The sequence below is a fragment of the Sphingomonas sp. GW822-FHT03G08 genome, from assembly GCF_058801135.1.
The window spans coordinates 2,148,738-2,160,964 of record NZ_JBXAMZ010000001.1 but is presented as its reverse complement, the minus strand read 5'-3'; the positions used below and the strand labels follow the sequence as shown (position 1 = coordinate 2,160,964).

Here is a 12,227-nt window from a genome sequence, read left to right as displayed (position 1 = left end):
CACTTCGGGCTCCGGGCTCGGGTGGTGCGCGAATTCGAACGGGTGAAGAATGCGGGAGACGGGTTGCGACATGATCGTCCTCCTTTCCTTGGTCGCTCCTTTCTCGTGGCCTTCTGGCCGGGCAGAATTTTGGTGGATTGCGCGCCCTCGTCAAGGGCTTGGCTTGCGCCAGGTGTCCAGGATCGGAGGGTTTTATGCCGCGTTCTCACCGGGTGAAAAAAATCGGCGCTCCGGGTCTTGAACGGAAAAATCGAGGTTCCTAATTCGCCGCCGCCCGCCGCTGCTAGGGAGCGTCGGGCACATTGACATCATGCTTTTGCAACTGGAGGTTTTGCCATGCATTTCCGCCCCTTGCACGACCGTGTGGTCGTCCGCCGCATCGAAGCCGAGGAGAAGACCTCGGGCGGCATCATCATCCCCGACACCGCCAAGGAAAAGCCGCAGGAAGGCGAAGTCGTCGCCGTCGGCCCGGGCGCGCGTGACGCCAATGGCACGCTCGTCGCCCTGTCGGTGAAGGCCGGCGACCATATCCTGTTCGGCAAATGGTCCGGCACCGAGGTCAAGATCGATGGCGAGGACCTGCTCATCATGAAGGAGAGCGACATCCTCGGCGTGATCGAGGCGCAGGCCGAGCTCAAGCAGGCTGCGTGATCGCCCGATCCCTCAACATCTCAGGAAGGACATAAGAAAGGAGTTAGCCAGATGGCTGCCAAGGAAGTGAAATTTGCGTCGGACGCGCGTGATCGCATGCTGCGCGGCGTGGATACGCTTGCGAATGCAGTGAAGGTCACGCTGGGGCCGAAAGGCCGCAACGTCGTGATCGAGAAGAGCTTCGGCGCGCCCCGCATCACCAAGGACGGCGTGACGGTCGCCAAGGAGATCGAACTCGCCGACAAGTTCGAGAATATGGGCGCGCAGATGCTGCGCGAGGTCGCCAACAAGCAGAACGACAAGGCGGGCGACGGTACCACCACCGCGACCGTGCTCGCCCAGGCGATCGTTCGCGAGGGCTCCAAGGCGGTCGCCGCGGGCATGAACCCGATGGACGTCAAGCGCGGCATCGACCTGGCGGTCGGTGCGGTCGTCAAGGATCTCGAAGCGCATGCCAGGCAGGTCAGCGCCAATAGCGAGATCGCCCAGGTCGCGACCATCTCGGCCAATGGCGACGAGGAAGTCGGCCGCATCCTGGCGGCGGCGATGGAGAAGGTCGGCAACGAGGGCGTGATCACCGTCGAGGAGGCCAAGAGCCTCGAGACCGAGCTCGAGACGGTCGAGGGCATGCAGTTCGACCGCGGCTATCTCTCGCCCTATTTCGTCACCAACCCCGAGAAGCTGCGCGCAGAGCTCGACGACCCCTATATCCTGATCCACGAGAAGAAGCTCGCCAACCTCCAGGCGCTGGTGCCGCTGCTCGAGAAGGTGGTCCAGTCGGGTCGCCCGCTGCTGATCATCGCGGAGGATGTCGAGGGCGAGGCGCTCGCCACGCTGGTGGTCAACAAGCTGCGCGGCGGCCTCAAGGTCGCCGCGGTCAAGGCGCCGGGCTTCGGCGATCGCCGTAAGGCGATGCTCGAGGACATCGCCGTGCTCACCGGCGGCAACGTCGTGAGCGAGGATCTCGGCACCAAGCTCGAGAATGTCACCATCTCGATGCTCGGGCGCGCCAAGAAGGTGGTGATCGACAAGGACAACACCACGATCATCGACGGCGTCGGCACCAAGGCCGACATCGACAGCCGCGTTGCCCAGATCCGCCAGCAGATCGAGGCGACCACCAGCGACTATGACCGCGAGAAGCTGCAGGAGCGGCTTGCCAAGCTCGCCGGCGGGGTCGCGGTGATCCGGGTCGGCGGCGCGACCGAGGTCGAGGTGAAGGAAAGGAAGGACCGCGTCGACGACGCGCTCCACGCCACCCGCGCCGCGGTCGAGGAAGGCATCCTGCCGGGTGGCGGCATCGCGCTGCTGCGCGCGCTGAAGGCGCTCGATGGCCTCAAGGCGGCGAATGACGACCAGCAGTCGGGTATCGACATCGTCCGCAGGGCGCTGCGCGCGCCCGCGCGCCAGATCGCCGACAATGCCGGCGAGGACGGCGCGTGGATCGTGGGCAAGCTGCTCGAGAGCGAGGACTATAACTGGGGCTTCAATGCCGCGACCGGCGAATATCAGGACCTGTTCGCGTCGGGCGTGATCGATCCGGCCAAGGTCGTGCGCACCGCGCTCCAGGACGCCGCTTCCGTGGCCTCGCTGCTGATCACCACCGAGGCGCTCGTCGCCGAGTTGCCGAAGGAGGAAAAGCCGGCAGCGATGCCCGCGATGGAGTATTGAGCGCTTGGGCCCGGCCGCTTGGCCGGGCCCATTTTGAATGGACGCACATCTTACCGTCCCTGGGGCGATATGGCCGCGAAATATCGGCCGGCCATCCCTTGGGTCGTCGAAAGGAAAGCGGCCGCACGGCCCACATGGGCGCCGGAGCCAAGGCGGGCACCCATGGTCGGGACCACCGATCGCGAGATCAGCAGCGACAGCGGATTGCGTGAGCCCTTGATCCAGGAACCCGACAAGGGCGGATCGCAGGAAGAATTCAAGCCAGGGAGAAAGCCGGACAGGACGCGAGGGCAAACTACACGTCCTGTCCGGATACAGGGACGGTGGTGACCGGACCCCATATGCGATGCCGTCTCCTTCCCAACGATGCGGCGCGGCTGCGGTTCCGCCCGCTGACCGGCGGCCCCAGGGCCGGCTGAGATAGCCCGCCTGCCTGACCCGGGTTGAAGCAGGGGAACATGCTTCTAATACGGCCCGCCGGACTTCGCGACCTCGGCGCGCCTCCGCGCAGCGCGTTCAGCCCTGCGCCGCTCTTGGCCAAAGCACCGATTTTCGCGCCTGATCGCGACGACGGTTTATCGCATCTCTATTTCGTGGCCCTCCGCGTTCGGGCGGCGGGATGAAGGAGGGGTTGCGATCGCCGAGCCCGGCACCGGAAGCGGGCGGCTTGAACTAGGCCGCAGACTCATAAATGCGGCCTTTCGGCAAACGCTCCAATGTCGGCCGTTGAGCGAAGAGGCGGCCGATCCAGAAGCGGTCAGGCTGTAAACGCCCCAATAACAGGCGCTATGTTTGTGACTGGCAGTCGCGAGGGTTGCCGCCTCCAAGCCTATTACTCCCGAGGTACCGGGCTGACATGCCAACCTCGCGCATCGCGCGCGCGCGGCCTCTCCAGCACGAAGCAGACATAGGGTCGCCAGCCAAGCGTGATGGCGTGCCTCGGATTGACCGCCCATTTCTTCCGCGGCCTGAAAATGACGATCCGCCAAGGCACTATAATAATCCACTGCATCGATCTTCATGGCATGCTCCAGTGCCCCATTTCATTTCACCGTTCCCAAGCAGCAACCCAGCTTAGATGAGCCGATGCGAGCTAGTCTCATGCACACGCCATGTTTTTCAAATCTGTAAGATTGCACCCGTTACATTACTGAGTTGCTCAGGAATGCTTTGTTACGTGACATCGCCCCTGCTCATGAATTGGGCAAAATACTCAACCCAGGTGCGTCGGGATCGATTAAGGAATTTCGAATTGATCGAACAGGCTCGCGCATGTAACCAAGCGGAACTCGCAGAGCTGCGGCGTCAGGCGCGCGTGCTGACGAGCGGCGTGTTTGGCATGAGCGGCGACGCCGAGCTCTCCCAAATCGTTGAGCGGGTCGCCGCAGAGACCGGTTTTCCCTTTTCTGCAGTGTCTATCGTAGACCGCTCGACTCTGTGGCTGGCCGTCGCCTACGGCTTCGATCCCAGGGAGTTCGCCAGGCCCGACAGCTTCTGCGACGCCGCGATTGGAGTTCGCAATTACGCGCCTTTGTGTGTCCCCGATGCTTGGCACGAGCCACGCTTCAAGTTCGCTCCCGCCGTGCTCGAGATGAACGTGCGTGCCTATTTCGCCGCACCTCTGGTTACCAGCGATGGCTTTGCGCTGGGTACATTATGCCTTCTGGACCAGAAACCCAGGACCATGGACGCGAACGGCCTCGAACTCCTGAAATCCCTCGCAAGCCAGGCGACCGAGGTGATCGAGCGCGAGGCAAACGCGCTGGCATACGCCAAACATGCCATGGCCGAGCTCAGTACCCGTATCCGCTTCGCAGTTGCGGACCAGAATGACTCTGAGGTGGCCGTGCTCGACGAGGAACTTCGTCGGATGGAGGCGAAATTTGGGACTCATTGGAAATAGAAGCTCTGGCGCTGGCCGCGTGTAGCGCGCAAGAACGGCTGCCTTTTCGGGGATACGCCGGGAACGGTCGGGCGGCAGTCCACCCAATCAGCCGATTGACCGGGGATGCCGAATGCAGTCGTTTGTCGGTTCACGACCTGGCCTGCATGCTGCGTGGGATCCGAGTCTCGCGGCGTGCCGGAGGGACACCAGATTAGAGGCCAATTCCGGCCAGCGCATCCTGCAGTTCGCTCGCGCGAAACGGCTTGGTCAGCCGTGGCAGGTCGGGGGCAATCCCTTCGACATCGGCATAGCCCGACACGATCAGGCAGGGGAGCCCAGGCCGTATCCTCCCTACTGCCCTGACGAGCTGGGTCCCGTCCATGCCCGCCATGAGATGATCGGTCACGAGCAGGGCGAAATGCTCGCCCGCCTTGAGCAGGTTGAGTGCTGCCTGCGCCGATTCCGCCTCCACCACGTCGAACCCGCATTCCTCGAGCATGTGCGCCGTACTCGCACGAACTGCTTCCTCGTCATCGACGAGCAACGCCGTACCCCGCGGTCCGGCGCGAGCGATGGCCTCGTCGGAGCCGGCGGGCGACGGTATCGCGGCCTCCGCTGCGGCTGGAAGCCAGATCTCGACGTTCGTGCCGAGTCCCGGCGTGCTGAGGATGCGAAGGCCGCCGCCCAGCTGCTGCGCCAGTCCGTGAACCATTGAGAGCCCGAGACCCGTGCCTTTCCCAATCCCCTTGGTGGAGAAGAAGGGCTCGATGGCGCGCGCCAGCGTGTCCGAGTCCATACCAATCCCGCTGTCGGCCACCGAGATCATCACGTAGCGGCCGGGCCGCAGTTCGCCTTGCTCCTTGCCGCGCACGTCCCGCACGGTGGCGCCGATGCGAAGCGTCCCGCCCTCGGGCATCGCGTCGCGCGCGTTCACGCTCAGGTTCAACAGGGCCATCTCGACCTGGTTATAATCCGCCATCGCTGCGGGCAGATCGCTGGCCGCCTCGACCCGCACCTGAATCTGCGGGCCCGTCGTGCTCGCGATCAGGTCGCCCATGCCGGCGACCAGCGCACCTACGTCGATGGCGGTCGGCTGGAGCGGCTGGCGCCGCGCAAAGGCGAGCAGGCGCTGCACGAGGGTCCGCGCCCGCTCCGCCGACTGCAGCGCGCCCGCCACGAGCCGCTGCTCGCGCTCGTTTCCGAGCTGCTTGCGGCTGAGCAGGTCCAGCGAGCCGATGATGGGCGTCAGCAGATTGTTGAAGTCATGGGCCACGCCGCCGGTGAGCTGGCCGAGTGCCTCGACTTTCTGGGACTGGCGCAGCTGCTCTTCCGCCTGGGACAGCCGTCGCTGCTCGGCCATCCGCTCGGTGACGTCGTGCACGATCTGATAGGCGCCGATCCGCTGGCCCGAGCGGTCGCGCAGCACATTGAAGGTGATCTCGAAGAAGCGTCGCTCGCGCCCCGGGTCTCCGAATTCCTCGACCATGGTGAATTCCTCACCGGCCAGCGCGCGTCCCCAGGTCCGGCGCACCTGCTCGCGATGCTCCGGCAGGTGATCGAGCGCGTCGAGCATCGAGGTGCCGACGCTGGGCCGGATGCCATAGACGGCCTCGAAGGCCTTGGCGGCGGCGCGGTTCACCGCCAGCCAGCGATAGTCGAGATCGGCGACGAGGATGATCGCCGTGGTGTTCTCGACCACGTCGGCGAGCAGCTTGCGCTCGGCCAGTCCCTCGGCGACGCGTTGCTCGAGCGTCTGGTTCAGCTCGAGCAGCGCGCGCTCGGTCCGCTTGCGCGTCGTGATGTCGATCGCGGTGCCGATGATACGGACGCACCTGTCCCCTTCGAAGACGCCGCGGCCCTTTGCGGCGACCCAGCGGACGATACCGTCCTCCTTGCCGATCGTGCGATACTCGACGTCGTAAAGGGCACGCCGCGCCGGATCGGCGGCGGCGCCATAGGCCGCCACGGTCGCCTCAAAGTCCTCAGGGTGCAGCCCGGCGTAGAAATCCTTCATCGAGACAGGCACATCGGGAGAGATGCCGAACATCCCCTTCACCCGCGCCGGCCAGAACAGGGTGTCCGCGACCGTGTCGACGTCCCACTGCCCGATTTCGGCGGCATCCAGCGCTAGGCGAAGTTGCTCCTCGCTCGCGCGAAGATTGGCCTCGGCCGCGACCCGCTCGACATGTGCCCAGGATCGGCTCGTGACTTCGCGCATCACGGTCAGGTCATACTCGCTCCAGCGACGCGGCACTCTGTCATGGATGGCCATCAGGGCGGTCAGGCGGCCGTTCTTCACCAGCGGCATGCAAAGGGTGGCGGCGACACCGATGTCCTGGAAGGTCCTGGCCTCCTCGGGCGCGATTTCGACAAGGTTGTCGTTGATGACCAGCGGCCGGCCGGCGCCCAGCTCGCTGACCGCCAGCCGTCCGAAATCGGCCAGGCTGTAATGGCCCAGGATCGAAGGCGAGCCTTCGGCATGCCAGTTGCCGCGAATGGTGAAGCCATCCGCATCGGGATCCATGTCGGCATAGGCGCAGTTGGTGACGGACAGGTGTGACGCGACCATGCGCACGGTGACCGACAGGACCTGCTGCGCGTCCTGCAGGGGCGCGATCGCCTGGCCGAGCTCGTCCAGGAAGCGATAGAGTTCCTCGCTTCGCGCAAGCCGCCGCTCGGCGAGAATCCGCTGCGTGATATCGAAGACCAGCGCGAGCATGCCAACCGCCCGGCCGGTCGCATCGCGCACGGGGACATATTCCAGGTCCATCCAGACCTGTTCGGGGCGACCATGCCGCCAGAGCTCGAGCTCCTGGGCGTGAAATCTGAGAGATTGGCCCCGCATCGCGGCATCCAGCACGCGCGCATTGAAGGCACGCGCCTCGGGCCAGACATCGAGCAGCTTGCCGCCGAGCGCCGCGGGATGGCGCGGCCCGCAGATCTCCGCATAACCGTCATTGTAGAGAAGAATGCCGTCCTGACCCCAGAGCAGGGCCATGGGGACGGGAGACGCCAGCACGATCTGGACATGGGCGAGCAGCGCGCTCGGCCAGGTCTCGATGGCGCCGAGCGGCGTGGAGCGCCAGTCCATCGAGCGAATGCGGTCGCCGGTGTCCCCGCCACCAACAAGGCCGGAAGGTGTCACGTTCTCGCTATCCCCCTCGGGCCACGGTGAGAAGCCGATGGCCGATATCTGCCTGATATTACAGCATTCCGGCCAACGGACCAGCGCCGCTTGCCTGCATGCCGATGCGCGGAGTCCAAGGGCGGCGACTGCATGCACTGAATATGCCGCGCCTGGTCTGTACGCCGAAACCGCGTCCCGTCGCGCGCCTGCCCTCAGCCTTCCTTGGGACCGAACCCCTGTTCGACCGGGCGTTCCCCAGACGAATGGCGGTCGAGCGCGACGCGGATGCGGTCGGCGAGCTCCTGGCGGCGATAGGGCTTGCCGATCACGTCGAGCCGGCTGCCCCGCGGAATGTCAGCAACCAGGTCCTCGTTATAGCCGGTGGTCATCAGGATGGGCGTTTCGGGCCGCAGCGCATGGAATTGCTCGACGAGTTCCAGGCCGCTCATGCCGCCAGGCATCACGATGTCGGTAAACAGCAGGTCGACCGGACGATCTCCCAGCAGCGCCAAAGCCTCTTCGCCGCTCGATACGACCAGAACCGTGTAGCCGAGCGCTTCCAGTTGCTCCTGGGCAAGTGCCCGCACATCATCGCTGTCCTCGACGAGCAGGATCGTCTCGCTGCCACCGGTGCTCGCCTTGTCGACACGCGGCGCGGGCGCGGCGACGCTCTCCGTTCCGGCCACCGGGAACAGCATGCGCACGGTCGTGCCGCGTCCCTGTTCGGAATCGATCTCGAGGCGCCCCCGCGACTGCTGGAGGAATCCGTGGACCATCGCGAGGCCGAGCCCGGTACCGCGCTCGCTGCCCTTGGTGGTGAAGAAGGGTTCGGTGGCGCGCTGGCGCACCTCCTCGCTCATGCCGCTGCCCTCGTCGGTGATCGCGAGCACGACATAGTCGCCCTCGGGCAGCTGATGAGCGGCGGCATTGCCGTTGAGCTTCCACAGCTCGGTCGCGATCGTCACCTTGCCGCCCTGGGGCATGGCGTCGCGCGCGTTGAGCAGGACGTTGAGGACGGCCATCTCGAGATGCGTCGCATCGATGTCGATCTCGGGCAGCCGGCGCTCGAGCGCAGTGACCAGGCGAACCTGCGCGCCAACGGTGTTGTCGATGAGGTCGCCGAACTCGTGGATCAGGGTGTTGAGGTCGGTCCGCCGGGGCTCGAGGCGGGTCTTGCGGGCGAAGGCAAGCAGCTGGCGGGTCAGGCGCGAGCCTCGATCGGCGGCGCGCGCCGCGTTGCCCACCAGCCGATGCTGCCGATCGGTGAGCGCGTCGCCCTGCAGCATGTCGAGGTTGCCGGCGACGACCTGAAGCAGGTTGTTGAAATCGTGCGCGAGCCCGGCGGTGAGCTGGCCGATAGCCTCCATCTTCTGCGCCTGGCGGAAGGCCTGCTCGGAGGAACGACGGCGCGTCACGTCGAGCTGGCTGGCGAAGAAATATATCAGCTGGCCGTCGGCGTCGTAGACGGGAGCGACGAACACCGCGTTCCAGAAGGCCGAGCCGTCGCGGCGATAGTTGAGGATCTCGATCGATATCGCTTCCTCGGCCGCGATCGCGTCGCGCAGCTCGCGGACGGTCTCGCGATCGGTGTCGGTGCCCTGCAGGAAGCGGCAGTTGCGGCCAACGACCTCGGCCTCAGCATAGCCGGTCAGGTCGAGAAAGGCCTTGTTCGAGAAGACGATCGGATTGTCGCTCTGCCGGGGGTCGGTCAGGATCATCGGCATGCGCGTCATCTGGAGCGCCGCGAAGAACACGGTGCCGCGCTGGTCGAGGCCGGGCTCGGCGACAGTCGAGCGCTTCCAGTGATGCTGCCCCTTGTTGCCCGTGGGGCTGTACGACGTGGGGTCCTTGAGATTGCCCGCCGGCTCACCGGTCGCTTCCTGGGCAGTGTCGGCTTCGCCGCTGTCCTTGCTGCTCACCATTGTCCTCGAAGAAAAGTCTATGGCAAGAATGTTCCCGGAGCGTTTCGGTTTCCATGCGCGCGCAAATCCGCCGCAAGGTCCGCCACGGGAGACCCCCATCGAACCGGGAGACCGACACAGCCGCCCACCTTCCCCGCAAGGCGGCGCCACACGCGTGAGAATCGTGGCGCACGTGCCGGAAAGGCTTTCGCCGCCGGCATGCCCCGCTATCAGCCGGCCATGGCAAAGTACGATCCCCTCCGCGATCACCTCAAGTCCGATGGCAGGCCGCTGATCACCCTGTCGTTCACGACCATCTCCCGCCTGGTCGGCGGCCTGCCTGATTCCGCCTCGGACTACCGGTCCTGGTGGTCCAACCAGCGAGGCAGTTCGCGCTATGTCCAGGCGCGCGCCTGGCGCGATGCCGGCTATATCGCCGAGCCGGACCTGATGAGCCAGATGGTGCTGTTTCGCAGGGGCTGATCCCGGCGCCTCTCCCGCCGCTCCCGCTTGGCATGTCAGTGGCACCGGGAACGAAGGCAAAGCGCCGGCATTGTCGTGACGATGACGTCGATGGCGGTACAACTGAACCGGGACTATGCGATCGGGCTGGCACGTGCCTTTGCCGGCGCGATCCTTTTCGGGCTGCCGCTGCTGATGACGATGGAGATGTGGGCGATCGGCCTGCACATCGCGCCAGCGCGCCTGTTGCTGTTCCTGCTCTTCAACTTCGCGGTGCTGGTGCTGCTGTCGCGCTTCGGGGGCTTCGAGCGGACCGCGACGCTGACCGAGGACGTGCTCGATGCCCTGGCGGCCCAGGCGGTCGGCATGATCGCCTCGATCGCGATCCTCGCCCTGTTCGGGCTCCTGCGCCTCGATCTCCCGTTCGACGCCGCGCTCGGGCAGGTCGCGATCCAGTGCGTGCCCGCCAGCTTCGGCGCGATGATCGCGCGCAAGCAACTGGGCTCGGGCGAAGGGGACGAGGACGAGAGCCTTGCGCATCGATCGGCCGGCTATGCCGGGCAATTGTTCCTGATGCTCGCGGGCGCGCTGTTCTTCGCCTTCAACGTCGCACCGACCGAGGAGATGATATTGATCGCGTACAAGATGAGCGCAGAACATGCCCTGGCGCTCGTTCTCGCCTCGCTCGTTCTGCTGCACATTCTGGTGTTCACGGTCGGACTGGCGGGACAGGAAGCCGGCCCGGAAGGCGCTGCGCCCCTTCGCCTGTTTCTGGTCTATACCGTTCCCGGCTATGCCATTGCGCTGCTGGTCAGCCTCTATGTGCTTTGGACCTTCGGCAGCCTCGACGGGCAGGACAGCTTCATCATCGCGCGCATCGTCGTCGTGCTCGGCTTTCCCGCCGCGACCGGGGCCGCGATCGCGCGGCTGGTGGTCTGACCATGGCAAGGCGCGAACCGCATGCACGAACCTCGGCGCTCGAATGGGCATCGGCGGCGCTCGGCCTGGCCGTGCTGCTGCTGGTGTTCGCCGTGATCGGCGCCGACCTCCGGCGCGGGGGCGCCACGCCGCCGGCGATCACCGTCGAGGTGCGCGAAGTAGCAGCATCGGGGCAAGGGTTCGTGGTCGTATTCGAGGCGATCAACCGCGGCGGTACCGCTGCTTCGGTAGAGATCGAAGGCACGCTGTCCGTCCCCGGCAAGCCGTACGAGACGGCAAGGGCGACGCTCGACTATGTCGCGGCTGGCGCCCGGGTCGAGGGCGGGCTCATGTTCGCACAGGACCCGCGCCAGGGCAGGCTCAGGTTGCGGGCGCTCGGTTATCAAGATCCGTGACGGACCGCCGCCCTGCTCTCGGGCATCGGGGGAATTCCTCATCCGCTGGTCGGCCGCGCGGCGCCAGGCACCGACGAACCGGCGAAGCACGATTAGCTGCGCGCCGAAGGGCAGGCGCCGTTCGCTATGCCCGTCCGGCGCTGCCTTGGGACCCTGCCGCCTCTGAAGCGTTGGACCTGTACGCAGTTGCACGGAGAGGTCTCAGATGCGCGACGATCAGGAACGAGGCGGCGGAGCAAAGCCTGGCGACACACCCGCTGACACGCAGGAAATGAATGACGAAAACACAGCGACGCGGTCCGGCAAGCAGCAGCCCGCCACGACCTACAATGTCGTCGGCTTCTACGAGAAGGGGCCGCTGCAGATGCGCCTGGCCTATAACTACCGCAACGCCTATGAGCAGACGGCCCAGGGCAATCGGGGCCAGCCGGTCAATGTCGATGCATACGGGATTCGGTCAACGGCGTTTGCGCGCGGTGCGCTTGGCAGGCGACGCGGCCTTCTCGTCCTTCGGCGCGAGCGCGACGCCGAGGCGACCGGCCAGGTTTCGACCGATCGCTGCGATACTCTCCTCGCCCCGGCGTGTCAGGAGCGGCGGTGCGGATAAGGTTCGCGCCGTAAGCAGGACGACCACGTGCTTCGAGCCCGTAAGCCGCTTGACCGCCGGCAGCTGGGATTCGTGAATCTGGCCGGCCCGATCGATGATCTCGCCGACTCCCTCGATCGTATCCCTGACGAGGCCGGCGAGGCCCGGGGTCCCGGCAAAGCCGGTGAACGGGGTCACGAAGCTGGTGAGGACGCCGTCGAAACTGTACGTCTTGTCCGGGATGAAGACATGCGCGTGATAGTCGCTCGGGATGTCGACTTCATTGACGCGAATGACCTGCTCGTCCGGCCCGCCATAGGGCGAAGGCACGAACTCCTCGATCTTCGCGCCGGCAGCGATCCCGCTCCAGACGAAGCGTTCGTCGTGACCGGCCATTTCGCGAAGCACCGCCTCCAGCGCGTGGGTGCCGCGGCCCTCGAAGACGACGTCCTTGAAGAGAAGGTTGTGGCGGCGCAGGACGGTGAGCGATCCGCTTCGCCTGCCACCCTTCAGCCACCGGGGCCCGAACGCGATTCCTGGGAGCGCTGCGGCCTGGTCGGACACGACCCAGCCATATCGAACCTTCGCCATGAAGTTTCTCCTTTCCTTG

Annotated in this window: 9 protein-coding genes; 6 read left to right on the top strand and 3 right to left on the bottom strand. The window is 65.7% G+C overall.

Annotation, left to right across the window (positions count from 1 at the left end):
* The first annotated feature begins 336 nt into the window (after nt 1-336).
* From groES to AC1RJ5_RS09840, 3 genes are all read left to right on the top strand, one after another.
* Entirely contained in the window at nt 337-651 is a 315-nt protein-coding gene (groES, locus tag AC1RJ5_RS09850) for a co-chaperone GroES (RefSeq protein WP_493113093.1), read from the top strand.
* 51 nt (nt 652-702) lie between these two features.
* On the top strand, nt 703-2,322 hold the full coding sequence (gene groL, locus AC1RJ5_RS09845) for a chaperonin GroEL (protein WP_269574056.1): 1,620 nt from the start codon (nt 703-705) through the stop codon (nt 2,320-2,322).
* 1,252 nt (nt 2,323-3,574) lie between these two features.
* Nucleotides 3,575-4,225 carry a GAF domain-containing protein gene (locus tag AC1RJ5_RS09840; protein ID WP_307117675.1) on the top strand — a complete coding sequence of 217 codons (651 nt, stop codon included), beginning with the start codon at nt 3,575-3,577 and terminating at the stop codon, nt 4,223-4,225.
* A gap of 193 nt (nt 4,226-4,418) precedes the next feature.
* Here AC1RJ5_RS09840 and AC1RJ5_RS09835 read toward each other — a convergent pair whose 3' ends face one another.
* Together AC1RJ5_RS09835 and AC1RJ5_RS09830 are read right to left on the bottom strand one after the other, a co-directional pair.
* Nucleotides 4,419-7,352 carry a PAS domain-containing protein gene (locus AC1RJ5_RS09835; protein WP_493113090.1) on the bottom strand — a complete coding sequence of 978 codons (2,934 nt, stop codon included), beginning with the start codon at nt 7,350-7,352 and terminating at the stop codon, nt 4,419-4,421.
* A gap of 194 nt (nt 7,353-7,546) precedes the next feature.
* Complete coding sequence (locus tag AC1RJ5_RS09830; protein WP_493113088.1) at nt 7,547-9,256, bottom strand: histidine kinase famiy protein; 1,710 nt, start codon at nt 9,254-9,256, stop codon at nt 7,547-7,549.
* 219 nt (nt 9,257-9,475) lie between these two features.
* Here AC1RJ5_RS09830 and AC1RJ5_RS09825 point away from each other — a divergent pair, with 219 nt between their 5' ends.
* The 3 genes from AC1RJ5_RS09825 to AC1RJ5_RS09815 all read left to right on the top strand — a co-directional run bounded on the left by AC1RJ5_RS09825 (nt 9,476) and on the right by AC1RJ5_RS09815 (nt 11,031).
* Nucleotides 9,476-9,718: a DUF7662 domain-containing protein gene (locus AC1RJ5_RS09825; RefSeq protein WP_269574060.1), complete on the top strand. Its 243-nt coding sequence runs from the start codon at nt 9,476-9,478 to the stop codon at nt 9,716-9,718.
* 90 nt (nt 9,719-9,808) lie between these two features.
* Entirely contained in the window at nt 9,809-10,636 is an 828-nt protein-coding gene (locus AC1RJ5_RS09820) for a TIGR02587 family membrane protein (protein ID WP_493113086.1), read from the top strand.
* A 2-nt stretch (nt 10,637-10,638) separates the two neighbouring features.
* Nucleotides 10,639-11,031, top strand: coding sequence for a hypothetical protein (locus AC1RJ5_RS09815; RefSeq protein WP_493113084.1), 393 nt, complete (start codon nt 10,639-10,641; stop codon nt 11,029-11,031).
* Between the two features lie 457 nt (nt 11,032-11,488).
* Here the strand turns inward: AC1RJ5_RS09815 and AC1RJ5_RS09810 are convergent, their stop codons facing one another.
* Nucleotides 11,489-12,208 carry a hypothetical protein gene (locus AC1RJ5_RS09810; protein ID WP_493113082.1) on the bottom strand — a complete coding sequence of 240 codons (720 nt, stop codon included), beginning with the start codon at nt 12,206-12,208 and terminating at the stop codon, nt 11,489-11,491.
* Nucleotides 12,209-12,227 lie beyond the last annotated feature (19 nt).